The sequence below is a fragment of the Streptomyces goshikiensis genome (assembly GCF_014650555.1).
Taxonomy (GTDB): Bacteria; Actinomycetota; Actinomycetes; order Streptomycetales; family Streptomycetaceae; genus Streptomyces; species Streptomyces goshikiensis.
The window spans coordinates 19,445-43,326 of the sequence record NZ_BMVE01000002.1 but is presented as its reverse complement, the minus strand read 5'-3'; the positions used below and the strand labels follow the sequence as shown (position 1 = coordinate 43,326).

Genomic DNA, 23,882 nt, shown 5'->3' with positions numbered 1-23,882 from the left:
CGCATGTCCGAGACCGGCCACGGCGCCGACCCTCGCACCGCCCGCTCGATGCGCCCGCCCCGCGCGACGGCTCCGGCTCCCGCCGCGGCCGTGACCCCGCCGACCCGGCGCGGGGTGCTCGCCGCCGGGGCCGGGGCGGGGGCCGCCGCGCTGCTCGGCGCGACCGGAGCCGCCACGGCGGCCCCGGCGCCGGTCCCTGCGGCGGTCCCGGCCGCCGCGGACCCGGGGGCCGCCGTGCCCACCCCGGCCGACCTGGCCCCGTACGCCTCCTACTGGTTCCCCGGCTCCCTCCCGAGCGGTACTCCCGACCCGGGCATCGTGTGGCGCTCCCTGCTGGACTGGAGCCCGGAGTCCGACCCCGACCTCGCCCACAACACCGCCACCGTCCCCCTCGCGCCGCGCTTCACGCCCGTCCCGGCGCATCCCGGCGCCCGCGCCGGGCAGGCCAGGATCTCCTCGCTCGTCTCCTTCGCGCCGACCGCGGGGAACCCCTCCCAGGGCTCCCCGACCGCCGACTACTACGCGCTCACGCACTGGGCGTACCTCGACGAGCTGGTGTTCTGGGGCGGCTCCGCCGGCGAGGGCATCGTGCTCGCCCCGAACGCCCCCGTGGTGGACGCCGCGCACCGCAACGGGGTCCCGGTGCTCGGCAACGTCTTCCTGCCGCCCGTCGCCTACGGCGGGGACCTGCGCTGGACCCGGGACCTGGTCCAGCGGGACGCGCTGGGCCGGTTCCCGGTCGCCGAGAAACTCGTACAGGTGGCGCGGACGTACGGGTTCGACGGCTGGTTCGTCAACGCCGAGACGGACGGCGGGGACAGCGTGCTCGCCACCCGGATGCGGGAGTTCCTGCGCGCCCTGCGGGCGGCCGGCGCCCCGCACGGGCTGCGCATCACCTGGTACGACGCGATGAACAGCACCGGCCGGGTCGGCTGGCAGGGCGCGCTGAACTCGCTGAACCAGGAGTTCTTCGAGGACCGGGCGGGCCGGGTCGCGGACAGCGTCTTCGTGGACTTCCGCTGGACCGCGCAGTCGCTGGCCGCCTCCGGCGCGCTCGCCGGGCGCCTCGGCCGGAGCCGGTACGAGCTGTGGGCGGCCGTGGACACCGAGTCCAACGGCTGGGACTCCGCGGTCCGTTGGGACGCCATCGTTCCGCGCGACCGCGACCACGTCGTCAGTTACGGCTTCTACCGCCCCGAGTGGACCCGCAACCACCTCACCGACCGCTCCCCGGGCGCCTTCCACCGCGCCGACGACCGGTTCTGGACGGGCGAGTCCCTGGACCCGGCGCGCCCGGCGCCCGGGGCGCTCTGGCGGGCGCCCGCGACCGTCGTCGCCGACCGCTCGACCGTCACCGCGCTGCCGTTCGCCTGCGCGTTCAACACCGGGCACGGCGAGCGCTGGTACGAGGGCGGGGAGGTCACCTCCGAGGCGCCGTGGAACCACCTCGGGCTCCAGGACCGGCTGCCGGGCCGCCGCTGGGCGGTGGACACGGCCGGGGAGCGCCCCGCCGTCACCCTGGACTTCGCGCGGGCCTGGCGCGGCGGCTCCAGCCTGCTGGTGGCGGGCCGGCTCACCGCCCCGGCCGTCGTCGGGCTGCACGGCACCCGGATCCCGCTGCCGGCGACCACCGTCCTGGAGCTGGTCCACGCGAGCGAGGCGGGCACCGTGGGCGTGGAGGTCGGCGTCGCCACCCGCGAGCCGTCCGCCCCGGGCGGGCCGGTCCCGTACACCTGGCGGAAGGCGGAGACCACCGGCGGCGCGGGCTGGCGGACCTCCCGGATCCGGATCTCCTCCCCGCCGGGCACGACCGCGTACGGGCTGGCCGTACGGATCACCCCGGGCGGGAACACACCGGTGTCGTGGCGGCTCGGAGCCCTGTCGCTGCACGACACGACCGCGCGGCGGCGACCGGCCTCGCCGGGTGTCCTGACGGTGACCGCCTCGGCCCAGGCGAACGGCAGGGCCTCGCTGCGACTGGCCTGGCAGCGCTCACCCGGGGCCGTCCGCCACTACGAGGTGTCCCGCGTGCTGCCCGACGGCACCCGCCGCTTCCTCGGCGGCACCTGCGGCGCGGCGCTCCACCTGCCCGCCGTGGAACGCGCCGCCGGGGAGCGGGCGGCCGTCTTCGAGGTCCGCGCGGTGGACGAGCTGTACGCGCTGTCCGGCCCCTCCGCCACCACCCTCGCCTGGACCTGACGGCCCCGGGACCCGACGGGGCTCAGGCGGGGCTCAGGCGGAGTGCGGGTCGGTCCGCGGCACCGAGACCGTCACCCGCAGCCCGTGCGGCGGGTTCTTCTCGTACGAGAGGGATCCGCCGCCCGCGGCGAGCAGCGCGCGGGAGATGGACAGGCCGAGTCCGGAACCCTTGATGTTCTGGTGGCGGCCGCTGCGCCAGAAGCGGTCGCCGACGCGCTGGAGCTCCTCCTCGGTCAGGCCGGGCCCCCGGTCGGCGACGACGACGAGGACGGAGGGTCCTTCGCCGGAGACCGACACCTCGACCTCCTCGCCTCCGGGGGTGAACTTCAGGGCGTTGTCGATGACGGCGTCGAGCGCGCTGGACAGCGCGATGGGGTCGGCCCAGCCGGTGACGGCGGCCCGGCCCGTCCCGGTGAGCCGTACGCCCTTCTCCTCGGCGAACGGCCGCCAGGCGGCGACCCGCTCGGTGGTCAGGGCCCCGATGTCGGTGAGGCTGATCTCGGCGGAGGCGTGCTCGGCCAGCGCCAGGCCGAGCAGGTCGTCGAGGACCTGGGCCAGGCGCTTGCCCTCCGTACGCACGGAGGCGATCTCCTCGTTGCCCTCGGGGAGTTCGAGGGCGAGCAGCTCGATGCGCAGGAGCAGCGCGGCGAGCGGGTTGCGCAGCTGGTGGGAGGCGTCGGCGACGAACGCCCGCTGCTGCTCCAGCACCTCTTCGACGTTGTCGGCCATCTCGTTGAACGAGCGGGCCAGGCTCCGGAGTTCCGGCGGCCCGCCGGCGGCCGCGACGCGGGAGTTCATCCGCCCGGTGGCGATGCCGTGGGCGGCGGCGTCCAGGGTCTGGACGGGCTTGAGGACCCAGGTGGTGAGCCGCAGGGCCGCGCCGAAGGCGAGGAGCATCGCGGCGGCGAGTCCCGCGGCGATGAGCAGCCAGCCCCGCAGGATGCGGCCGCGCATCTGATCGGTGGGTGATTCGGTGGCGACGACGGCGACCACGTCCCCGTCGAGGACGACCGGGGAGGCGACGAGGAGCTTGCCGTGCGCGTCCCAGGGCCACACCTGGGCGGGGTCGTGGCTGCGGCGTCCGGCCAGGGCCGCCTGGAAGGCGTCCCGGCCCTCCCCGGAGGAGGGCAGCTCCCACCAGCCGGGGGACCGGGCCATGGCGTTGTCGTCGCGGTAGAAGATGCCCACCCGGATCCCGTACAGCTCCTGGTAGCGGGCGAGTTCGAGCTGGAGGGTCTGGCGGCGCCCGTCGGCCCCGGAGGAGCCGGAGCTCTCGGCGTCGATGACGAACTGGGCGAGCGCGGCGAAGCGGGCGCTGTCGTCGATCCGGTCGACGACGACGCGCTGCTGCTGGCCGGCGGCGAGCGCGACGGCGAGCGGGAACCCGAGCGCGAGCAGGACGCCCGCCATCAGGATGACGAGCAGGGGCAGCAGCCGGGCGCGCACGGCGGGGCCCGCTAGGAGGCGGCGGGGGTGACGAGCCGGTAGCCCACCCCGCGGACGGTCTCGATGAGCGCCGGCATGCGCAGCTTGGAGCGCAGCGAGGCGACGTGGACCTCCAGGGTCCGGCCGGTGCCTTCCCAGCTGGTGCGCCACACCTCGCTGATGATCTGCTCGCGGCGGAAGACCACGCCGGGGCGCTGCGCGAGCAGGGCCAGCAGGTCGAATTCCTTGCGGGTCAGGGGCACGTCCGCCCCGTCCACGCTGACGCGGCGGGTGGGCAGCTCGATACTGACGGGGCCGAGGCGGACCACGCCGCCTTCGCCGCCGGTCCCGGCGGGGCCGGGGGTGGCGGCGGCGGTGTTCTCGGAGCCGCCGGTGCGCCGGGCGACGGCGTGGATCCGGGCGAGGAGCTCACCGGTGTCGTAGGGCTTGACCACGTAGTCGTCGGCGCCCATGTTCAGGCCGTGGATCCGGGAGCGCACGTCGGCCCGGGCGGTGACCATGATGACCGGAGTGCTGGTGCGCTTGCGGATCTTGCCGCACACCTCGTAGCCGTCCTGGTCGGGCAGGCCGAGGTCCAGGAGGACGACCCCGAAGGGCGGCGCGTCGGCGGGCAGCAGGGCCTGGAGCGCTTCCTCGCCGTTGCGGGCGTGGGTCACCCGGAAGCCGTGCCGGGCGAGGATCGCGGACAGGGCGGCGGCGACGTGGTCGTCGTCCTCGACGAGCAGCAGTCTCACTGCGGCACCCTTCCGTGGTCTTCTTCGAGTCTTCTTCGAGGTCCGCGGATCTTCGAGGTCTTTCGGGATCCGCGAGTGCGTCGTTCCGGCCCGTTTACGTTCCGTTCACAGGCCACCCTGCATCCACGCCGATGGAGAGTCCCACGTCAAGGGGGTTCAGCTCCGGCGCGCCTTCCGTTACGCACCCGGTACGACCCGGGCGGCTCCGCGGCGGGCCCGCCCACGGAGCGTATCCGGGCGAGGCCGTATCGTTATGCTCAATTCTCCCTCAGATGTGATGACGCTGTGCTCGCCCTCTCACTACTGTCCTCCCAACCGAGGAGGACGGAGCAAGAAGCCGATGAGCGGAGTATCAGTGACCAAGGACGTGCAGGACGCGGCCGGTGCCGCGGACGACCTGGTCGTGCTGAGCAACGTCAACAAGCACTTCGGCGCGCTGCACGTGCTTCAGGACATCGATCTGAGCATTGCCCGCGGTGAGGTCGTCGTGGTGATCGGTCCCTCGGGATCGGGCAAGTCCACACTGTGCCGGACCATCAACCGGCTGGAGACCATCGATTCGGGGACCATCACGGTCGACGGCAAGGAACTGCCCTCCGAGGGCAGGGAATTGGCCCGGCTGCGTGCCGATGTCGGCATGGTCTTCCAGTCGTTCAACCTGTTCGCGCACAAGACGGTGCTCCAGAACGTCATGCTGGGCCAGCTGAAGGTCCGCAAGACGGACCAGGCCGCCGCCCACGCGAAGGCGCAGGCACTGCTGGACCGGGTGGGCGTCGGCTCGCAGGCCGAGAAGTACCCGGCGCAGCTCTCGGGCGGCCAGCAGCAGCGCGTGGCGATCGCCCGCGCGCTGGCCATGGACCCGAAGGTAATGCTCTTCGACGAGCCGACTTCGGCGCTCGACCCCGAGATGATCAACGAGGTGCTGGAGGTCATGCAGCAGCTCGCCCGGGAGGGCATGACGATGGTGGTCGTCACACACGAGATGGGCTTCGCCCGCTCGGCGGCCAACCGGGTCGTCTTCATGGCCGACGGAAAGATCGTCGAAGAGGCCACGCCCGAGCAGTTCTTCAGCAACCCGCGCAGTGACCGCGCCAAGGACTTCCTGTCGAAGATCCTGCACCACTGACGATTTCGTCTGGTAGTGAGTCCGTTGGCGGATCACTGCCGAAACGACGCGGTCGGCGGCGCACTCGTCGCACTTGCCGCTCAGCCTTCAACTACGTCTCATCCGAGGGAAGTTCACCATGAAGCTTTTCAAGGCCGGTGCGGCCGCGGCCGTGTCCGTCGTCCTCGCCCTGACGGCCACCGCGTGCGGCGGCAGCAGCGACAAGGCCAGTGACAGCGGCGCTTCCGGTGGTGCCAAGAAGGACAAGATCGTCATCGGCATCAAGTTCGACCAGCCGGGCCTGGGCCTGAAGAACCCGGACGGCAAGTTCACGGGCTTCGACGTCGACGTGGCGACGTACGTGGCCAAGGAGCTCGGCTACCAGCCCAACCAGATCGAGTTCAAGCAGGCCGTCAGCGCCGAGCGCGAGAACCTGATCGCGAACGGTGACGTGAAGCTGGTCGTCGCGACCTACACGATCAACGACAAGCGCAAGGCGAAGGTCGACTTCGCCGGCCCGTACTTCGTGGCCCACCAGGACCTGCTGGTCCGCGCCGACGACAGCTCGATCACCAAGGCCGAGGACCTCAACAAGAAGAAGCTCTGCTCGGTCACCGGCTCCACCTCCGCGCAGAACGTCAAGACCAAGCTGGCCCCCGAGGCCGACCTCCAGCAGCTTCCGGGCTACTCCGAGTGCCTCACCGGCCTGGAGAACAAGTCCCTCGACGCGCTGACCACGGACAACTCGATCCTCGCCGGCTTCGCCGCGCAGGAGAAGAACAAGGGCAAGTTCAAGCTGGTCGGCCTGAACCTGAGCGACGAGCCCTACGGCATCGGCCTGAAGAAGGGCGACAAGGACCTCCAGACCAAGGTCAACGCCGCGCTGAAGAAGATGGTCTCGGACGGTTCCTGGCAGAAGGCCGTGGACACGAACTTCGGCCCCGCGAACTACAAGGCGGAGCCGGCCCCGCAGATCACCGAAGGCAGCTGATTCTTCGGTGAGGTGCGCCGCCACCCGCCTGTCGCGGGCGACGGCGCACCTCACCGGCCATCCTGGGGAGAGCGCAGGGCATCGTGTTCGATTTTCTTAATTCCGGGCAGTACGACGTGCTCGGAGCCTTCTGGGTGACGGTTCAGCTCACCCTCTACTCGGCGGTCGGCTCCCTCGTCTGGGGCACGGTCCTGGCCGGGATGCGGGTCGGCCCCGTTCCGCTGATGCGGGGCTTCGCCACCGCGTACGTCAACCTCGTACGCAACATTCCGCTGACCGTGCTGATCATCGGCTGCTCGCTGGGCCTGAACCAGACCTTGGGCATCACGCTCGGCGGCAGCAACTTCAAGGAGATCGGCTTCCGCCTCGCGGTGCTCGGCTTCATCGCGTACACCGGCACCTTCGTCTGTGAGGCACTGCGCTCGGGCATCAACACGGTGCCCGTCGGTCAGGCCGAAGCCGCCCGCGCGCTCGGGCTGAGCTTCTTCCAGGTGCTCCGGCTGATCGTGCTCCCCCAGGCCTTCCGGGCGGTCATCGCACCGCTCGCGAACGTACTGATCGCCCTCACCAAGAACACCACGGTGGCGGCGACCATCGGCGTGGCCGAAGCGGCCCTGCTGATGAAGGAAATGATCGAGAACGAGGCGGACGCGCTCTTCGCCGTCTTCGGGGTCTTCGCCCTCGGCTTCGTCGTGCTGACCCTGCCCACCGGCCTCCTGCTGGGCTGGGTGTCCAAGCGAGTGGCGGTGAAGCGATGAGTTCCGTTCTGTACGACACTCCCGGCCCCAAGGCCAAGGCCCGCAACTGGGTCTACTCGGGCGTCTTCGTCGTGGTGTTCGGCTTGGCCCTGTGGTGGGTGCTGAGCATCATGGCCGACAAGAACCAGCTCGACGCCGACAAGTGGAGCCCGTTCGTCACCGACAGCCAGGTCTGGACGACGTTCCTCCTCCCGGGCCTCGGCGAGACCCTCAAGGCCGGCCTGATCGCCATGGTGATCGCGCTGCCGCTGGGCGCGCTCCTCGGCATCGCCCGGCTGTCCGACCACGCCTGGATACGCGTCCCCGTCGGTGCGGTCGTCGAGTTCTTCCGCGCCATCCCGGTCCTGATGCTGATGCTGTTCAGCTACGCGCTGTACGTGCAGTTCTCGGCCGTCAGCTCCGAGCTGCGCCCGCTGTACGCCGTCGTCACCGGCCTGGTCCTCTACAACGCGGCGGTCATCGCGGAAATCGTCCGGGCCGGCATCCTGACGCTGCCGCGCGGCCAGACCGACGCGGCCAAGGCGATCGGCATGCGCAAGGGCCAGGTCATGACGTACGTCCTGCTCCCGCAGGCCGTCACGGCGATGCTGCCGGCGCTGGTGAGCCAGCTCGTGGTGATCCTCAAGGACACCGCGATCGGTGGCGCGCTCCTGGGCTTCGGCGAGCTGCTGTCGATGAACCGGCAGATCTCGGCCAACTACAGCAACACCATCCCGACCCTCATCGTGATCGCGCTGATCTACATCGCGGTGAACTTCGCGCTCACCACCTTCGCGTCCTGGCTGGAGCGGACCCTGCGCGGCTCCAAGAAGGGCACCGGCGCGGTCGTCGGGGGCGACGTGGCCGAAGTCGACGCGGGCGGCGCGGCCGGCGTGGGCAAGGCACCCTGACAAGTTCCTGACACTCGGTCAGTACACTGGTGTGGCACGTGTGGTGCGGCGGAACTCTTCCGCCGCACCACACGGCGTTGTCGCGACCGGCGTCACTTGACGCAGGCACCTCCAGTGGGTTGCATACCACCTGTGATCACATACCGGACATCGGGAGCCGCGTCATGGACCCGGTGATCGTCGTCGGCGCGGGGCCCGTCGGACTCTCCCTGTCCCTGGCCCTGGCCGGCTCGGGCGTGCCCTGCGTCGTGCTCGACGAAGGGCCCGGCAAGGAGGAGTCCCGGCCCGCCCGGACCGTCGTCCTGCACTCCGACACCGCGGCCATGGCCCACCGGCTGGGCTGTACGACGCTGCGCGACGAGGGCGCGTACTACGCGGCCTGGCGCACCCTGCGGCGCGGCCGCGACTCCCAGCGCGTCACCTTCGAGGACCACCCGGCGCCGCTGCACCTTCCGCAGCACGCCCTCACGCGCGGGCTGCGGGACGCCGCCGCCGCGCACCCGCTCGTCCAGCTGGTCACCGACAGCAAGCTGGACTCCCTGGAGCAGGACGGCCGGGGGGTCACCGCGCACACCAAGGGCGCCGCGACGACCTGGTGGCGCGGGAGCTACCTGGTCGGCTGCGACGGCGCCCGCTCCACCGTGCGCAAGCTGATCGGCATCCGCTTCCCCGGCCGCACCGCCGTGGAACGCCACGCCGTGGCCGCGCTGCGCACCGAACTGCCCTGGCCCGGCGAGGCGCTGCTGTACCGCCGCGCCCCCGACGAGGTCACCGCTCGGCCGCTGCCCGACGGGGTGTGGCGGCTGGACTGGCTGCTTCCGCCGCGCGGGGAGCTCGTCACCCCCGGCGCGCTGGTCACCCTCATCCGCGACACCCTGGGGGCGTGGTGCGGGGGCACGACTCCCCCGTACGACCTGATCGACACCGGGGTCCACACCCTGCACCACCGGCTCGCCCGGCGCTGGCGCGACCGCCGGGCCTTCCTCGCCGGCGACGCGGCGCACCTGCTGGGCGCGCTCGGCACCCAGGGCGTCGAGGAGGGGCTGCGGGACGCCGAGAACCTGGCCTGGAGGCTGGCGGTGGCCTGGCACCAGGGCGCCTCGGAGGCCCTGCTCGACGGGTACGAGGACGAGCGCCGCAGGGCGGTCGCGGCCCGGCTGCGCGCCGCCGACCAGGCGATGCCGGCCCTGCGCAGCGGCAGCGGGCTGCGGACCTACCTCCCCGGGGCCGCGCGCTCCGCGGAGTCCCTGCTCACCGACGGGCACTTGGGGCGCGGCCCGCTGGGCGCGGCTCCGACGTACGGCCCGCCGGTCGCGGTGCGCGAGGTGCCGACGGCCACCGAGCCGGGCGGCCCCGTGGAGAACGTCGCGGTGACCGCGCCCGACGGGGCCACGGTGCCGCTGCGCGATCTGCTGGGGCGGGGCCGGCTGCTGGTGCTCCTCGTCGCCCCGGGCACCGGGGTCTGGGACCGGCGGCACTGGCTGGGCGCCGGGCTGATGCCGCGGCTGGCGGCGGCGGTCAGCGCGCTTCCGGTCCGCGCGGAGCTGCTGGTCGCGGACAGCTACCCGGGGGCTCCCGCCCACACGGTGCTCCTCGTACGGCCGGACGGGCACCTGGCGGCCACCTTCGCGGGGGTACGGCCGGCGGAGCTCTACGAGGCGGCGGACAGCGTCCGCGCGGGCGCCCCGGATTCCGACGCGCCCCGGACTCCCGCCCTCGCGCCGGCCGCTCCTTCGCCCACGCCCCCGACCACTCCTTCGGGCGCCCCTTCGGGCACTCCTTCGAGTACTCCTTCGGGCAGGCCCACCACTTGATCGATTGACCCGTTCCGCGTCTCGTGCTTCACTCGCGGACATGACCGGCAACGACGTGCGCCTGTGGCGGAGGGTCCACATGGACCTGCTCCGCTACGCGGGCTGCGTGTGTCGCCCTTCCTGCTGATTCGCCTTCTCCTCCGCGCGCCCCGTGCCCTGCTCTGCTCCCTGCCGGGCCCGCGCGCATGTTCGCGAACCCCCAGGACGGTCATTCCATGTCTGTTGTCCCCGCGCCCACCCGTGTCTCGGCGGGCCCCACTGCCGCCGAACTCCTCTCCTTCGCCCTGCGCACCGCCGCCGACCCCGAGATCGTGGACTCGCTGCCCCTCGACCCGGAGGGCCGTACGTGGATGCGGCTCGACGGGCCGGGCGGGAGCGAGGCCTGGCTGATCGGCTGGCCGCCGGGCACCGGCACCGGCTGGCACGACCACGCCGAATCGCGGGGCGCGTTCGCCACCGCCCGGGGGCGGCTCACCGAGCACTCGCTGACCGTACGACTGCCCGCGGAGGGCTGGCGGAGCCTGGTGCTCGCCGCCGACGTGGACCGGGAGCGGGCGCTGCCGGAGGGCACGGGCCGCGCGTTCGCCGAGCACCACGTACACGAGGTGCTCAACGAGTCCCCGGCCGAGCACGCCGTCTCCGTGCACGCCTACTACCCGCCGCTCCCGCTCATCCGCCGCTTCAGCCGCAGCGGCCCCGTGCTCACCCTGGAGCACGTCGAGCGTCCGGCGGACTGGCAGTGAGCGCCGCCCCGACCGGCATCGACGCCCTCGTCGAGCGGGTCCGTGAAACGTACGCCCGCGTCGACGCGCGGGCCGCGTACGCCGCCTCGCTGGACGGTGCGCTGCTGGTGGACATCCGCTACCAGGCGCTGCGCGAGCGGGACGGCCTGATCCCGGGTGCGCTGGTGATCGAGCGCAACGAACTCGAATGGCGACTGGATCCCCAGGGCTCCCACCGCGTCCCGCAGGCCACGGGCCACGACCTGCGGGTGATCGTCATCTGCAACGAGGGCTACGCCTCCACCCTGGCGGCGGCGTCCCTCCACGCGCTGGGCCTGCGCCACGCGACGGACCTGGAGGGCGGCTTCCAGTCCTGGAAGTCCGCCGGTCTCCCGGTGGCGCCCCCGCCCTGACACGGCCCCCGCCCCGGCCGGGGCGGGGCGCCCGGCCTTCCCTCAGAAGCCCGGGTACCCCAGCTCGTCGGCGTCCTCGCCCTCCTCCTCCAGCGCGCGCCGGACCACCCGCAGGGCCATGCCCTCCGGGTATCCCTTGCGCGCGAGCATCCCGGCGAGGCGCCGCAGCCTCTTGTCCCGCTCCAGGCCCCGGGTCGAGCGGAGCTTGCGCTCCACGAGTTCCCGGGCGGTCTCTTCCTCCTGCTCGGAGTCCAGCTGTTCCAGCGCCTCCTGTACGAGGGTGGCGTGCACCCCCTTGGTGCGCAGCTCCTGCGCGAGCGCCCGGCGCGCGAGGCCCCTGCCACGGTGCCGGGACTCGACCCAGGCCCCGGCGAAGGCGGCGTCGTCGATCAGGCCGACCTCCTCGTAGCGGGAGAGGACGGCCTGTGACACCTCCTCGGGGATGCCCCGCTTCTCCAGGGCGTCCGCGAGCTGCCGCCGGGTACGCGGCATCCCCGTGAGCAGGCGCAGGCAGATCGCCCGCGCCTGCTCCTCGGGAGTCTGGGGCGGCAGCTCCTGGCGGCCCTCGCGGCCGCCTTCGCGACGGTCCTCACGGTCGCCGCCTTGGCGACGGCCCCGACGGCCGCCGGCGCCGCCCCTTTCCTGCTCCCGCACGGGTCAGCTCTTGGCCACGGCGGCCTTGGCCGTCGTCTTGGCCTTCGTCGCCGGGGCGGGCACGGCCGCGGCATCGGCCGGCGCGGTGGCGCCCGCCTCGTCGGCGGCGGCGTCCTTGCGGACACCCACGCCCAGCTTCTCCTTGATCTTCCGCTCGATCTCGTTGGCGAGGTCGGGGTTGTCCTTGAGGAAGTTGCGGGCGTTCTCCTTGCCCTGGCCGAGCTGGTCGCCCTCGTACGTGTACCAGGCGCCGGCCTTGCGCACGAAGCCGTGCTCCACGCCCATGTCGATCAGGCCGCCCTCGCGGCTGATGCCCTGGCCGTAGAGGATGTCGAACTCGGCCTGCTTGAACGGCGGCGCGACCTTGTTCTTGACGACCTTGACCCGGGTGCGGTTGCCGACCGCGTCCGTACCGTCCTTGAGGGTCTCGATGCGGCGGATGTCCAGGCGCACGGAGGCGTAGAACTTCAGCGCGCGGCCACCGGTCGTGGTCTCCGGCGAGCCGAACATCACGCCGATCTTCTCGCGGAGCTGGTTGATGAAGATCGCGGTGGTCTTGGACTGGTTGAGCGCACCGGTGATCTTGCGGAGCGCCTGGCTCATCAGCCGGGCCTGGAGGCCGACGTGCGAGTCGCCCATCTCGCCCTCGATCTCCGCGCGCGGCACGAGCGCCGCGACGGAGTCGATGACGATCAGGTCGAGCGCGCCGGAGCGGACGAGCATGTCCACGATCTCCAGCGCCTGCTCGCCGGTGTCCGGCTGCGACAGGATGAGGTTGTCGGTGTCGACGCCGAGGGCCTTCGCGTACTCGGGGTCGAGCGCGTGCTCGGCATCCACGAAGGCGACGGTGCCGCCGGCCTTCTGCGCGTTGGCCACGGCGTGCAGGGTCAGGGTCGTCTTACCGGAGGACTCCGGGCCGTACACCTCGATCACACGGCCGCGGGGCAGCCCGCCGACGCCGAGGGCGATGTCCAGCGCGGTCGACCCGGTGGGGATGACCTCGATGGGGTCGTTCGGCTTGTCGCCGAGGCGCATGACCGCACCCTTGCCGAATTGCCGTTCAATCTGTGCGAGAGCGGCGTCGAGAGCCTTCTCACGGTCGGTGCCTGCCATGGGTTCCACCCGATTTGCTTGAGTCGATCGCTTCACGCCATTGACGCTAACGCCTGCCACTGACAATGCGCTTCCACGCCCGCTTCGGCTGTGGATAACTCATGAGAATAGATGTTCGATTTCCCTGTCAAGCGCACCACGTCAGGCCCCACGCCGGACGCCACGCCAGGCCCCGCGTCTAACCCCGCATCGAGCCGACATCCCACCCGACTGACAACCCAGGGTTGACACTCCTTCGACTGTCAACCTACGGTTGCACCCATGACGAACCCTTCGGTGGAACCCGTTCGCATGACCAACCCGGTACGCCTCGACGACCTGATCGAGGCCATCAAGAAGATCCACACCGACACCCTGGAGCAGCTCAGCGGCGCCGTCGTCGTCGCCGAGTCCCTCGGCGACGTGGCCGACCACCTCATCGGCCACTTCGTCGACCAGGCCCGCCGCTCCGGCGCCTCCTGGACCGACATCGGCCGCAGCATGGGCGTCACCCGCCAGGCCGCCCAGAAGCGCTTCGTCCCCAAGGCCGACAAGGAGGGCGAGGGCGGCATGGACGCGAGCCAGGGCTTCGGCCGCTTCACCCCCCGCGCCCGCAACGTCGTCGTCACCGCGCAGAACGAGGCCCGCGCCGGCCGCAGCACCGAGATCCGCACCGAGCACCTCGTCCTCGGCCTGCTCGCCGAGCCGGAGGGCCTCGCCGCGCTCGCCCTGCGGGCCCAGCAGGTCTCGGAGGACGACGTGCGCGCCGTCGCGACCGCCGCCCTGCCCCCGGCCTCCGAGGAGGAGCTTCCCGCCCTCGTCCCCTTCGACGCCTCCGCCAAGAAGGCCCTGGAGCTCACCTTCCGCGAGGCCCTGCGCCTCGGCCACAACTACGTCGGCACCGAGCACATCCTGCTCGCCCTCCTCGAACTGGAGAACGGCGAGGGCGTCTTCAGCGGCCTCGGCGTGGACAAGGCCGCCGTGGAGGCGACCGTCACCGAGGCCCTGGCAGCCTTCCTCGCCGAAACCGACCGGCAGGAGTAGCCGGCGGGGCCCCGGCCGCCCCTTCCGTCAGCTCGTACCGCTTCACGTACGCGCCGAGGAACGCCTGCAAAGTGGCGACGGCCGGGATCGCGATCAGCGCCCCGACCGCGCCCAGCAGGGCGGTGCCCGCGATGACGGACCCGAACGCCACCGCCGGGTGGATGTCGACCGTCCTCGCGGTCAGCTTCGGCTGCAGCACGTAGTTCTCGAACTGCTGGTAGACCACCACGAAGCCGAGCACGTACAGCGCGTACCAGGGCGAGTGCGGGAACGCGATCAGCATCGGGAGCGCGCCCGCCAGGTAGGTGCCGATGGTGGGGATGAACTGGGAGACCAGCCCCACCCACACCGCGAGCGCGGGCGCGTACGGCACCTTGAGGATGACGAACACCACGTAGTGCGCGATGCCGGAGATCAGCGCCATCAGCCCGCGCGAGTAGAGGTACCCGCCCGTCTTGGTGACGGCGATCTCCCAGGCGCGCAGCACCTCAGACTGCTTCGCGGGAGGCAGGACGGAGCACAGCGCGCGCCGCAGCCGCGGCCCGTCGGCGGCGAAGTAGAAGGCGAAGAGGCCGATCGTCAGCAGCTTGAAGAGCCCGCCGAGCACGGTGGCGGACACGTCGAGCACGCCGGTGGCGCTGTTCTGCACGTACTTCTGCAGCCAGTCCGAGTGCAGCAGGCTGTCCTGGATCTCCAGCCGGGACAGCTTGGTGTGGAGGGTCTCGTTGATCCATCTGATCACCGAGTCGAGATAGCCGGGGAAGCCCCCCACCATGTCGACGATCTGCCCGGCGAGCATCGAGCCGAGCAGGAAGACGAAACCGGCGCTCGCGGCGAACACCCCGAGGAACACCACGAAGGTGGCGAGCCCGCGCCGCATGCCGCGGGCCGCCATCCTGGCCACGGCCGGCTCGATCGCGAGGGCGAGGAAGAACGCGATCAGTATGTTGATCAGCAGCCCGATGAGCTGGTGGAACGCCCAGCTGCCGAGCTGGAAGCAGGCGTAGAGGGCCAGGACGAGGATCACCGCGCGCGGCAGCCAGCGCGGCATCCGGGCCGCGACCTGGGCGCCGCTCCGGTCGGGCGGTTCCGGGGGCCCGAGGACCCCCGCGGGTTCGGGCGCCCCGGCGGTCTCCTGGCGGGGCGGGCCCACCCGGGTTCCCCCGCCCGCCCCCGCCGCGTCGTCTGCCTGGTCGGTCGTGTCTTCAGTCGCTGCCACGCACCCCAGTCTGTCCCACCCGCCGGCCGCCACCCGCCAACCGCCCGAGTGGTTCGGTACGGGCCGTCAGCGCAGCGAGGCCGGCACGTCCATCGCGGAGCACACCGCGCGCCAGACGTCCTTGGTCTCCCAGCCCGCGTCCAGCGCCTGGTGCACGGTCCGTCCGCCGAGTTCCGTCATGACGTGGTCGCGCGCGAAGGAATCCGCGTAGCCCGCGCCGAAGTGCTCGGCCATCCGTTCCCAGAAAATCGTCAACCGCATGCCCCCAGTATCCCGCTCCGGAGAGTGCACCGGCCCCGTTCCCACCACCTGGCCGCGCCCCGGCGTCCTACGGTTTCCCGCATGCCTGGAGACGAAGCTTCCGCGCCGAGCCCGCCGACCGCCGGGGCCGTGCTGGCCCGCGCCGAGCAGTTCATCTGGCTCACGGCCCGTGTGCTGGAGCAGCGGCGGTTCGCGTTCCATTTCCTCGGCGGGGACGCCGATCCGGTGGACGCGGCCCTCGGTGCCTACCTGGGCGGCGACGGCGGGTACGGGCACGCGCTCGATCCGGACCTGCGCGGTCCGCTGAGCCGGCCCCTGCACACCGCGCACGCCTTACGGGTCCTCGACAGCCTCGGCCGCTGCGCCGGGCAGCGGATCGAGCGGCTCTGCGGTCATCTGACCCGCGTCTCGGCCCCGGACGGGGCGCTCCCGGTGGTCTTCCCGGCCCCGCACGCCCCGGTGGGGGACGCCCCGCCGGGCGAGCTGCTGGCCACGGGCCCGGTCGTCGGGGTGCTGCACCGCAACCGGGTCTGGCACGCGTGGCTGTTCCGGGCCACGGAATTCTGCTGGGACCGGGTCGAGGGCCTGCGCCACTCGCATCCGTACGAGGTCCAGAGCGCGGTGGCCTTCCTCGACGGCGCCCCCGACCGGGCCCGCGCCGCGGCGGCCGCGGACCGGCTGGGGCGGCTGGTGCGCGAGCGCGGCCTCGCGGTGCTGGACCCGGGACGGCGCGCGCGGTACCCGGTGTTCCCCGGGTACGCGCCGGGCGAGCAGCTGTTCCCGTACGACTTCGCGCGCCGGCCGGAGTCGCTGGCCCGCGGCTGGTTCACCGACGAGGAGATGGCCCGGGCGCTGGCCTTCCTGGCCGCGCAGCAGCGCCCGGACGGCGGCTGGCCGGTGCCGCGCAGGGACCGGGCGCCGGGCAGCTCGCTGGAGCGCCGGCCGATCGCCACGCTGGAGGCCCTGCTGACCCTGCGGGCGTACGGGTGCCTGCCGGCCGGGGCTAACCGCCCAGCGCCCTTACCCCCGCGGTGACGACGACGGCGGCCCCGACGACGACGAGGAAGGGGGCCCGCAGCAGCAGCGCCACCGCGGCGGCGGCCAGCCCGGCGGCGCGGGCGTCGATCACGAGCGCGTCCCCGGTGCTGAAGGTCTGCTGCGCGGTGAGCGCGGCGAGCAGTGCGACGGGCAGCAGCGCGGCGAGCTTCTGCACCGTCGGCCGCTCCAGGGCCCCGGCGGGCACGAGCAGCCCGGCGAGCTTGACGGCGTAGCAGCCGACGACGGTGATCCCGATGGCGATCCAGACGTTCACGGTCGGCGTCCCTTCATCCAGAGCACCGCGGGGGCGGCGAGCGCGGCGACGAGCACGGGCACCCCGGCGGGCAGCACCGGCAGCAGACCCAGTCCGAGGACCAGGGCGAGCCCGGCGACGGCCCGCTCGGTGGAGGTCTTCAGCATCGGCGCGAGCAGCGCGAGGAAGACGGCGGGTCCGGCGGCGTCGAGGCCCCAGGCGCCGGTGTCCCCGATGGCTTCGGCGCCGAGCGCCCCGAGCAGGGTGGTGAGGTTCCACAGGACGTAGAGGGTCAGCCCGGTCACGGTGAAGCCGAGGCGGGCCGACTTCCGGTCGGGCTGGGCCAGGGCGACGGCGGTGGTCTCGTCGATGACCCAGTGCGCGGCGAGGGGCCGCACGGCCCGGGGCAGCGCGAGCAACTGGGACAGCCGCAGCCCGTAGAAGGCGTTGCGGGTGCCGAGGAAGAAGGCGCCGGCGGCCGCGGTGAACGGGTTGCCGCCCGCGGCCAGTGCCCCGACCAGCGCGAACTGCGAGGCTCCGGTGAACACCAGCAGGCTCAGCACACAGGCCTGCAGCGTGCTGATCCCGGCCCCGGCGGCGGTCACGCCGAACGCGAACCCGGACAGCCCGACGGCCACCCCGACCCCGAGCGCGTCCCGTACGACGGCGGCGCGGGGCCGCCCGACGGCCCCCTCGGGCCTCTCCTGCATCACCATCTGATGTTCTCCCACCCCGCGAACGTACGCGGGGCGGGCCGGGCCGGTCTTGTACGTTCTTGCGCACACGGGCCGGCGCGATCCGGCTCCGGCCGCGGCCGCGGGTCAGCAGGCCCGGCCCCGCCGGTAGGCACCCGGCGGCACGCCCACGATCCGGGTGAAGTGCCGGTTCAGGTGGGGCTGGTCGGTGAACCCGACGGCGACGGCGGCCTCGGCGGGCGGGGTCCCCGCATCGAGCAGCCGGCGCGCCTGGCGGACCCGGGCGTCGGTGAGCCAGGTGTGCGGCGGCATCCCGTACCGCTCGCGGAAGGCGCGCAGCAGCGCGAACGGGCTGGTGCCGAGCTCCGCCGCGAGCTGTTCCAGGGAGGGCGGGTCGCTCATCCGGCCGGCCAGGACGGCCCGGGCCCGTTCGGCGTCGGCGGCGCCCGCGCGGCGCACCGTACGGACCGGCAGCGGGCCCGCGTGCCGGCTGAGCATCCGCGCGACCGCGCCGCGCAGCAGGGTGTCGGCGGCCAGCGCGTTCCCGGCCTCGGCGGCCCGGTGCACCTCGGTGATCACCTGGGAGGTCTGCGGGTCGGTGACCATGTCGGTGGTGAATCCGGGGGTGCCGCGCAGGGTGCCGATCTCGGCGGCGACCTCGGTGATCAGCGCCCGGGAGGGGTAGAGGGTGGCGTACGCCCAACCCTCGGGCACCCCGGCACGGGCGCTGTGGGGCACCTCTGGGTTGATCAGGACCACGCTGCCGGGCCCGGCGCGCAGGGTGCCGCCGGGCAGGCCGATCTGCTCGATGCCTCCCGTGACGGCCGCGATGACGTACCCGTCGTGCGCGTGGCGGGGGAAGGTGTGGCGTACGTAGTGGGCCCGCAGCAGGTCCAGCCCGGGCAGTTCCGCGTACTGCCAGTGGCGCGCCCACTCCTTGCGGCCCTCCTCCTCACCCATCCCCCCATTCTGCGCCCCGGTCCGGGGGCGTGTTCGCGCAGGTCCGGCCCGGTGTCAGTGGCCGGGTGCACGATGGGGGCATGGCCACTGCCGCGCTCGATTCGTTCTCCCCCGCGACCCGCTCGTGGTTCACGGGGGCTTTCCGTACGCCCACCTCCGCGCAGGAGGGTGCCTGGCGGGCCATCGGGGAGGGGTCGGACGTGCTGGTGGTCGCGCCCACCGGTTCCGGCAAGACCCTGGCGGCGTTCCTCGCCGCCCTGGACCGGCTGGCGTCGGTCCCGCCGCCGGCCGATCCGAGGAAGCGCTGCCGGGTGCTGTACGTGTCGCCGCTGAAGGCCCTCGCCGTCGACGTGGAGCGGAACCTGCGCAGCCCGCTGACCGGGATCCGTCAGGAGTCCGTGCGGCTGGGGCTGCCCGAGCCGGAGATCCGGGTCGGGATCCGGTCGGGGGACACCCCGCCGGCCGAGCGGCGGGCGCTGTCGACGCGGCCGCCGGACATCCTGATCACCACGCCGGAGTCGCTGTTCCTGATGCTGACCTCGGCCGCGCGCGAGGCGCTGGCCGGGATCGAGACGGTGATCCTGGACGAGGTGCACGCGGTCGCGGGGACGAAGCGCGGGGCGCACCTGGCGCTGTCGCTGGAGCGGCTGGACGAGCTGCTGCCGCGCCCGGCACGGCGGATCGGCCTGTCGGCGACGGTCCGGCCGGTCGAGGAGGTGGCCCGGTACCTCGCGCCGCGCGGCAAGGTGGAGATCGTCCAGCCGCCGTCGACGAAGGAGTTCGACCTGTCGGTGGTCGTCCCGGTCGAGGACATGGGCGAGTTGGGCGGCTCGCCCGCGACCGAGGGCCGGGAGGGCGGGGACAAGCCGTCGATCTGGCCGCATGTGGAGGAGCGGATCGCCGATCTGGTGCAGGCCCACCGCTCGACGATCGTGTTCGCCAACTCGCGGCGGCTCGCGGAGCGGCTGTGCAACCGGCTCAACGAGATCGCGTACGAGCGGGCGATGGGCGAGAAGCTGCCGGAGGGGTCCTCGCCGGCCGAGATCATGGCCCAGTCGGGCGCCTCGCAGGGTGCCCCGCCGCTTCTGGCCCGTGCGCACCACGGTTCGGTGTCCAAGGAGCAGCGGGCGCTGGTGGAGGAGGACCTGAAGGCGGGCCGGCTGCCCGCGGTGGTGGCCACCTCCAGCCTGGAGCTGGGCATCGACATGGGCGCCGTGGACCTGGTGGTGCAGGTGGAGTCGCCGCCCTCGGTGGCTTCGGGGCTGCAGCGCGTCGGCCGGGCGGGGCACCAGGTCGGCGCGGTGTCCACGGGGGTGGTGTTCCCCAAGTACCGGGGTGACCTGGTGCAGGCCGCGGTGGTCACGGAGCGGATGCGGACGGGGTCGATCGAGTCCCTGCGCGTCCCCTCCAACCCGCTGGACGTGCTGGCCCAGCAGCTGGTGGCGATGACGGCGATGGACACCTGGCAGCTGGACGACCTGCTGGCTCTGGTGCGGCGGGCGGCGCCCTTCGCGGCGCTGCCCGATTCGGCGTTCACGGCGGTGCTGGACATGCTGGCCGGCCGCTATCCGTCGGACGCGTTCGCGGAGCTCAGACCGCGCGTGGTGTGGGACCGGGTGGCCGGTACGGTGACGGGCCGGCCGGGGGCCCAGCGGCTCGCGGTGACCTCCGGCGGCACCATCCCGGACCGCGGGCTGTTCGGGGTGTTCCTGGCCGGCGCGGATCCGAAGAAGGGCGGCGGCCGGGTCGGCGAGCTCGACGAGGAGATGGTCTACGAGTCCCGCGTCGGGGACGTGTTCACCCTGGGCACCACCTCCTGGCGGATCGAGGACATCACCCGGGACCGCGTGCTGGTCTCCCCCGCGCCCGGCGTCCCGGGGCGGCTGCCGTTCTGGAAGGGCGACCAGCTGGGCCGCCCGCTCGAACTGGGGCGCGCGGTCGGAGCGTTCCTGCGCGAGCTCGGCGGCCTCACCGACGAGGACGCCCGGCTGCGGCTTCTGGCGGCCGGGCTGGACGCCTGGGCCGCGGAGAACGTGCTGGCGTACCTGGCGGAGCAGCGCGAGGCGTGCGGGCACGTCCCGGACGACCGGACCATCGTGGTCGAGCGGTTCCGTGACGAGCTGGGCGACTGGCGGGTCGTGGTCCACTCCCCCTTCGGCGCGCAGGTGCACGCACCGTGGGCGCTGGCCCTCGGCGCCCGCCTCGCCGAGCGGTACGGGATGGACGCCCAGGTGATGCACGCCGATGACGGGATCGTGCTGCGCCTGCCGGACGCGGACCTGCTGAGCATGGACCTCCTCGACCACGACCCCGCGCACACCGGGGGGTTCGAGTTCGATGACGAGCAGGCTCCGCTGGGCGCGGCGGACGTCGCCTTCGAGCAGGGCGAGATCGACCGGATCGTCACCGACCAGGTGGGCGGCTCGGCCCTGTTCGCCTCCCGGTTCCGCGAGTGCGCGGCCCGCGCCCTGCTGCTGCCGCGCCGCAGCCCCGGCAAGCGCACCCCGCTGTGGCAGCAGCGCCAGCGGGCGTCCCAGCTGCTCCAGGTGGCGTCGGAGTTCGGTTCGTTCCCGATCGTGCTGGAGGCCGTACGGGAATGCCTCCAGGACGTCTTCGACGTGCCCGGGCTGACCGAGCTGATGGGGGACGTCGAGGCGCGCCGGGTCCGGCTGGTCGAGGTGACCACCGCCGAGCCCTCCCCCTTCGCCCGCTCGCTCCTGTTCGGGTACGTCGCCCAGTTCCTCTACGAGGGCGACTCGCCGCTCGCCGAGCGCAGGGCGGCCGCGCTGTCGCTGGACTCCCGGCTGCTGGCCGAGCTGCTCGGCCAGGCGGAGCTGCGCGAGCTGCTGGACGCGCAGGTGCTGGAGGAGCTGGAGCGGGAGCTCCAGTGGCTGACCGAGGACCGGCGGGCCAAGGACCCCGAGTCGGTGGCGGACCTGCTGCGCCTGCTGGGCCCGTTGACGGAGGCCGAGCTGACCGCGCGCGGGGCGGAGCCGGCCTGGGCCGCCGAGCTGTCGGCGGCCCGCCGGGCGATCGGCGTCCGGATCGGCGGCGTGGAGCACTGGGCGGCGATCGAGGACGCGGGCCGGCTGCGCGACGCGCTGGGCACCGCGCTCCCGGTCGGGGTCCCGGAGGCGTTCACCGAGCCGGTCAAGGACCCCCTCGGCGATCTGCTGGCCCGCTACGCCAGGACGCACGGGCCGTTCACCACGGCCGTCGTGGCGGCCCGCTTCGGGCTGGGCGGGGCGGTCACCGAGGGCGCCCTGCACCGGCTGGCGGCGGCCGGCCGCGTGGTCCAGGGCGAGTTCCACCCGGCGGGCATCGGCCAGGAGTGGTGTGACGCGACGGTGCTGCGCCGGCTGCGGCGGCGCTCGCTGGCCGCGCTGCGGCAGGAGCTGGAGCCGGTCCCGCCGGCTTCCCTGGCGACCTTCCTCCCGCAGTGGCAGCACCTGGGCGGCGCCCTGCGCGGGATCGACGGGCTGGCCCGGGCCATCGAGCAGCTCCAGGGCGCCCCGGTGCCGGCCTCGGCGCTGGAGCGGCTGATCCTCCCGTCCCGGGTCGCGGGGTACTCCCCGGCCCTGCTGGACGAGCTCACCACCACCGGCGAGGTCGTCTGGGCCGGCGCGGGGGCCCTGCCGGGCAAGGACGGCTGGATCTCCCTCTATCTGGCGGAGGCGGCCCCGCTGCTGCTGCCTCCGCCGCACCCGCTGGAGCTGACCGAGCTCCACCAGACCGTCCTCGACACCCTCTCCGGGGGGTACGGGCTGTTCTTCCGCCAGCTCGTCGAGGCGGCCCGCGCCCGCCATCCGGAGGCCACCGATCCGGAGCTGGCCTCGGCCGTCTGGGACCTGGCCTGGTCGGGGCGGCTGACGAACGACACGCTGGCCCCGCTCCGTTCCCTGCTGGGCTCCGGCCGTACGGCGGGGGCGACCGCCCACCGGGCCCGGCGGACGATCCCGCGCGGCCGGTACGGCACGCTCAGCGCGACGGTCTCCCGGACCGGGCCGCCGACGGTGACCGGGCGCTGGTCCCTGCTCCCCGCCCATGCCCCGGATCCGACGCACCGGGCGCACGCGCTGGCCCGTACGCTCCTGGACCGGCACGGGGTGGTCACCCGGGGCGCGGTCGCGGCGGAGGGTGTCGAGGGCGGTTTCAGCGCGGTGTACCGGGTGCTGTCGGCCTTCGAGGACAGCGGCCAGGCCCGGCGCGGCTATGTCGTCGAGGGCCTGGGCGCCGCGCAGTTCGCGATGGACGGCGCGGTGGACCGGCTCCGGGCGGCCGAGCGGAACCCGCCCCCGCTGGCGGCCGTGGTCCTGGCGGCCGCCGATCCGGCGAACGCGTACGGCGCGGCGCTGCCCTGGCCGGAGCCGCCGACGGGCGCGACCCACAAGCCGGGCCGCAAGGCGGGCTCCCTGGTGGTGCTGGTCGACGGTGAGCTGACGCTCTATCTGGAGCGCGGCGGCAAGACCCTGTTGGCGTGGCCCCCGGCGGAGGATCCGCGTCTGGCCGCGGCCATGGCGGCGCTGGTCTCGGCCTCCCGTGCGGGCACCCTCCCGGACCTGACGGTGGAGCGGGTCAACGCCGCGCCGGCGCTGACCTCGCCGCTGGGGCGGGCCCTGGAATCGGCGGGTTTCCACGCGACGCCCCGGGGGCTGCGGATGCGTTCCTGACGGCCGCCCGCCCCGCGCAGCGGACCGGTGCCGACTGTTCCACTTACGTTGCGCTTATGTACTGAGCGCGTCACGAAGGACCGCGTGACCCCATCCGACCTGGCCGGACCCCCCAGTTGTGGACTATCAAGTTCCACGCAGGCATTGAATTTGACGATGCACATTCATGGGGGAGAGATAGTGAGCACCATCCGTATGAAGCGCACCACGCTCGGCGTCATCGGCCTGACGGCGGCGGCCGCCCTGTCCCTGACGGGCTGCAAGAACGGCAACGAGGAGGCGGGCCCGGCACAGAGCGGCTCCCCGGCCGCGCAGCCGTCCCAGCCCTCGGAGCAGCCCGGCACCCCGGCCGCCCCGAGCGCGGGTACGAGCGGCGGCGCGGACGGCGCGGCCCCCGGCGGTGCGCCGGCCGGAGCGGCGAAGCCGGGCCAGACCTTCAAGATCGGCGAGGCCGCCACGGTCCCGTTCACCTACGGCTCGGACACCAAGGGCACCATCGCCCTCACCGTCACCGCGGTCGAGCAGGGTCAGGCCGCCGACCTGGATGCGCTCAAGCTCGGCGACAAGGTGAAGGGGATGGTCCCCTACTACATCCGCTACACGGTCAAGAACGTCGGCACGACGAACCTGGAGTTCGCCTCCGTCGGCCACATCAAGGGCCTGCTCCCCGACGGCAGCGAGGCGCAGGGCGTCTCGGTCATCGGCAAGTTCGAGAAGTGCAAGGACGACTCGCTGCCGAGCGGCTTCACGGGCGGCAAGACGCAGACCAACTGCGCGATCACCCTGGCCCCGTCGGCGCAGACCAAGGTCGTCGGCGCCGAGTACTGGGGCGACCCGTACAACAACCTGAACGACAGCAAGAGCCTCTACTGGAAGTAAGGCAAGCGGCGGGAAGCGGCGGGCGGGCCCACCGGCCCGACGCCG

General features: G+C 73.2%; 22 protein-coding genes. 13 read left to right on the top strand and 9 right to left on the bottom strand.

The annotated features are described in order from the left end of the window. Positions 1-48 precede the first annotated feature (48 nt). Entirely contained in the window at positions 49-2,199 is a 2,151-nt protein-coding gene (locus IE248_RS05700; protein WP_190030455.1) for an endo-beta-N-acetylglucosaminidase, read from the top strand. Between the two features lie 33 nt (positions 2,200-2,232). On the opposite strand, the gene IE248_RS05695 is transcribed toward IE248_RS05700, so the two are convergent. After that, positions 2,233-3,645, bottom strand: a complete 1,413-nt coding sequence (locus tag IE248_RS05695) for a sensor histidine kinase (RefSeq protein ID WP_037798240.1) — start codon at positions 3,643-3,645, stop codon at positions 2,233-2,235. Positions 3,646-3,656: 11 nt separating this feature from the next. Then, the gene (locus IE248_RS05690) at positions 3,657-4,379 is read right to left on the bottom strand and encodes a response regulator transcription factor (protein ID WP_073796336.1); all 723 of its coding nucleotides are present in this window, start codon (positions 4,377-4,379) and stop codon (positions 3,657-3,659) included. A gap of 340 nt (positions 4,380-4,719) precedes the next feature. Between IE248_RS05690 and IE248_RS05685 the strand changes: the two genes are divergently transcribed. The 8 genes from IE248_RS05685 (at position 4,720) to IE248_RS05655 (ending at position 11,072) form a co-directional block, all read left to right on the top strand. Beyond that, on the top strand, positions 4,720-5,505 hold the full coding sequence (locus IE248_RS05685) for an amino acid ABC transporter ATP-binding protein (RefSeq protein ID WP_100583310.1): 786 nt from the start codon (positions 4,720-4,722) through the stop codon (positions 5,503-5,505). A 118-nt stretch (positions 5,506-5,623) separates the two neighbouring features. After that, positions 5,624-6,475, top strand: coding sequence for a glutamate ABC transporter substrate-binding protein (locus IE248_RS05680; protein ID WP_100583309.1), 852 nt, complete (start codon positions 5,624-5,626; stop codon positions 6,473-6,475). An 83-nt stretch (positions 6,476-6,558) separates the two neighbouring features. Continuing rightward, positions 6,559-7,233, top strand: a complete 675-nt coding sequence (locus tag IE248_RS05675) for an amino acid ABC transporter permease (protein ID WP_073777271.1) — start codon at positions 6,559-6,561, stop codon at positions 7,231-7,233. Continuing rightward, positions 7,230-8,123, top strand: a complete 894-nt coding sequence (locus IE248_RS05670; protein ID WP_100583308.1) for an amino acid ABC transporter permease — start codon at positions 7,230-7,232, stop codon at positions 8,121-8,123. The genes IE248_RS05675 and IE248_RS05670 overlap by 4 nt, the downstream gene beginning before the upstream one ends. A 164-nt stretch (positions 8,124-8,287) precedes the next feature. Continuing rightward, the gene (locus IE248_RS05665) at positions 8,288-9,937 is read left to right on the top strand and encodes an FAD-dependent oxidoreductase (RefSeq protein WP_190030095.1); all 1,650 of its coding nucleotides are present in this window, start codon (positions 8,288-8,290) and stop codon (positions 9,935-9,937) included. Between the two features lie 40 nt (positions 9,938-9,977). Next, positions 9,978-10,064, top strand: coding sequence for a putative leader peptide (locus IE248_RS38540; RefSeq protein WP_311318651.1), 87 nt, complete (start codon positions 9,978-9,980; stop codon positions 10,062-10,064). An 88-nt stretch (positions 10,065-10,152) separates the two neighbouring features. Further along, positions 10,153-10,680 carry a cupin domain-containing protein gene (locus IE248_RS05660; protein WP_124290164.1) on the top strand — a complete coding sequence of 176 codons (528 nt, stop codon included), beginning with the start codon at positions 10,153-10,155 and terminating at the stop codon, positions 10,678-10,680. After that, positions 10,677-11,072 (top strand): rhodanese-like domain-containing protein, encoded by a 396-nt coding sequence (locus IE248_RS05655; protein ID WP_107419462.1) that lies wholly within the window; start codon positions 10,677-10,679, stop codon positions 11,070-11,072. Before IE248_RS05660 ends, IE248_RS05655 begins: the two co-directional genes overlap by 4 nt. Positions 11,073-11,114: 42 nt before the next feature. On the opposite strand, the gene recX is transcribed toward IE248_RS05655, so the two are convergent. After that, positions 11,115-11,726: a recombination regulator RecX gene (gene recX / locus IE248_RS05650; RefSeq protein WP_100583304.1), complete on the bottom strand. Its 612-nt coding sequence runs from the start codon at positions 11,724-11,726 to the stop codon at positions 11,115-11,117. A gap of 3 nt (positions 11,727-11,729) precedes the next feature. After that, on the bottom strand, positions 11,730-12,839 hold the full coding sequence (recA, locus tag IE248_RS05645) for a recombinase RecA (RefSeq protein WP_037798238.1): 1,110 nt from the start codon (positions 12,837-12,839) through the stop codon (positions 11,730-11,732). A gap of 261 nt (positions 12,840-13,100) precedes the next feature. Here recA and IE248_RS05640 point away from each other — a divergent pair, with 261 nt between their 5' ends. Continuing rightward, entirely contained in the window at positions 13,101-13,862 is a 762-nt protein-coding gene (locus IE248_RS05640) for a Clp protease N-terminal domain-containing protein (RefSeq protein WP_037798237.1), read from the top strand. Here IE248_RS05640 and IE248_RS05635 read toward each other — a convergent pair. Together IE248_RS05635 and IE248_RS05630 are read right to left on the bottom strand one after the other, a co-directional pair. Continuing rightward, positions 13,813-14,913, bottom strand: coding sequence for an AI-2E family transporter (locus IE248_RS05635; protein ID WP_100583360.1), 1,101 nt, complete (start codon positions 14,911-14,913; stop codon positions 13,813-13,815). The genes IE248_RS05640 and IE248_RS05635 overlap by 50 nt on opposite strands. A gap of 234 nt (positions 14,914-15,147) precedes the next feature. After that, complete coding sequence (locus IE248_RS05630) at positions 15,148-15,342, bottom strand: DUF3046 domain-containing protein (protein ID WP_033217375.1); 195 nt, start codon at positions 15,340-15,342, stop codon at positions 15,148-15,150. 81 nt (positions 15,343-15,423) lie between these two features. On the opposite strand from IE248_RS05630, the gene IE248_RS05625 reads away from it, so the two are divergent. Next, entirely contained in the window at positions 15,424-16,377 is a 954-nt protein-coding gene (locus IE248_RS05625; RefSeq protein WP_047960717.1) for a hypothetical protein, read from the top strand. Here the strand turns inward: IE248_RS05625 and IE248_RS05620 are convergent. The 3 genes from IE248_RS05620 to IE248_RS05610 all read right to left on the bottom strand — a co-directional run bounded on the left by IE248_RS05620 (position 16,346) and on the right by IE248_RS05610 (position 18,288). After that, a complete protein-coding gene (locus IE248_RS05620) occupies positions 16,346-16,654 on the bottom strand; it encodes an AzlD domain-containing protein (RefSeq protein WP_100583303.1) in 309 nt (102 codons plus the stop codon). The genes IE248_RS05625 and IE248_RS05620 overlap by 32 nt on opposite strands. After that, positions 16,651-17,349 carry an AzlC family ABC transporter permease gene (locus tag IE248_RS05615; protein WP_079196050.1) on the bottom strand — a complete coding sequence of 233 codons (699 nt, stop codon included), beginning with the start codon at positions 17,347-17,349 and terminating at the stop codon, positions 16,651-16,653. The genes IE248_RS05620 and IE248_RS05615 overlap by 4 nt, the downstream gene beginning before the upstream one ends. Positions 17,350-17,454: 105 nt before the next feature. Continuing rightward, the gene (locus IE248_RS05610) at positions 17,455-18,288 is read right to left on the bottom strand and encodes an AraC family transcriptional regulator (protein ID WP_190030094.1); all 834 of its coding nucleotides are present in this window, start codon (positions 18,286-18,288) and stop codon (positions 17,455-17,457) included. Positions 18,289-18,368: 80 nt separating this feature from the next. Here IE248_RS05610 and IE248_RS05605 point away from each other — a divergent pair, with 80 nt between their 5' ends. After that, the gene (locus tag IE248_RS05605; RefSeq protein WP_100583301.1) at positions 18,369-22,958 is read left to right on the top strand and encodes an ATP-dependent helicase; all 4,590 of its coding nucleotides are present in this window, start codon (positions 18,369-18,371) and stop codon (positions 22,956-22,958) included. A gap of 180 nt (positions 22,959-23,138) precedes the next feature. Continuing rightward, positions 23,139-23,837 (top strand): hypothetical protein, encoded by a 699-nt coding sequence (locus IE248_RS05600; protein ID WP_190030093.1) that lies wholly within the window; start codon positions 23,139-23,141, stop codon positions 23,835-23,837. The last annotated feature ends 45 nt before the right edge of the window (positions 23,838-23,882 follow it).

What these genes read in the sequence shown, in the direction of transcription:
- IE248_RS05660 (WP_124290164.1), top strand. Translation starts at nt 10,153, where the DNA reads ATGTCTGTTGTCCCCGCGCCCACCCGTGTCTCGGCGGGCCCCACTGCC.
- IE248_RS05630 (WP_033217375.1), bottom strand. Translation starts at nt 15,342, where the DNA reads ATGCGGTTGACGATTTTCTGGGAACGGATGGCCGAGCACTTCGGCGCG.
- IE248_RS05700 (WP_190030455.1), top strand. Translation starts at nt 49, where the DNA reads ATGCGCCCGCCCCGCGCGACGGCTCCGGCTCCCGCCGCGGCCGTGACC.
- IE248_RS05670 (WP_100583308.1), top strand. Translation starts at nt 7,230, where the DNA reads ATGAGTTCCGTTCTGTACGACACTCCCGGCCCCAAGGCCAAGGCCCGC.
- IE248_RS05610 (WP_190030094.1), bottom strand. Translation starts at nt 18,288, where the DNA reads ATGGGTGAGGAGGAGGGCCGCAAGGAGTGGGCGCGCCACTGGCAGTAC.
- IE248_RS05615 (WP_079196050.1), bottom strand. Translation starts at nt 17,349, where the DNA reads ATGGTGATGCAGGAGAGGCCCGAGGGGGCCGTCGGGCGGCCCCGCGCC.
- IE248_RS05635 (WP_100583360.1), bottom strand. Translation starts at nt 14,913, where the DNA reads ATGCCGCGCTGGCTGCCGCGCGCGGTGATCCTCGTCCTGGCCCTCTAC.
- recA (WP_037798238.1), bottom strand. Translation starts at nt 12,839, where the DNA reads ATGGCAGGCACCGACCGTGAGAAGGCTCTCGACGCCGCTCTCGCACAG.
- IE248_RS05605 (WP_100583301.1), top strand. Translation starts at nt 18,369, where the DNA reads ATGGCCACTGCCGCGCTCGATTCGTTCTCCCCCGCGACCCGCTCGTGG.
- IE248_RS38540 (WP_311318651.1), top strand. Translation starts at nt 9,978, where the DNA reads ATGACCGGCAACGACGTGCGCCTGTGGCGGAGGGTCCACATGGACCTG.
- IE248_RS05680 (WP_100583309.1), top strand. Translation starts at nt 5,624, where the DNA reads ATGAAGCTTTTCAAGGCCGGTGCGGCCGCGGCCGTGTCCGTCGTCCTC.
- IE248_RS05625 (WP_047960717.1), top strand. Translation starts at nt 15,424, where the DNA reads ATGCCTGGAGACGAAGCTTCCGCGCCGAGCCCGCCGACCGCCGGGGCC.
- IE248_RS05665 (WP_190030095.1), top strand. Translation starts at nt 8,288, where the DNA reads ATGGACCCGGTGATCGTCGTCGGCGCGGGGCCCGTCGGACTCTCCCTG.
- IE248_RS05685 (WP_100583310.1), top strand. Translation starts at nt 4,720, where the DNA reads ATGAGCGGAGTATCAGTGACCAAGGACGTGCAGGACGCGGCCGGTGCC.
- IE248_RS05640 (WP_037798237.1), top strand. Translation starts at nt 13,101, where the DNA reads ATGACGAACCCTTCGGTGGAACCCGTTCGCATGACCAACCCGGTACGC.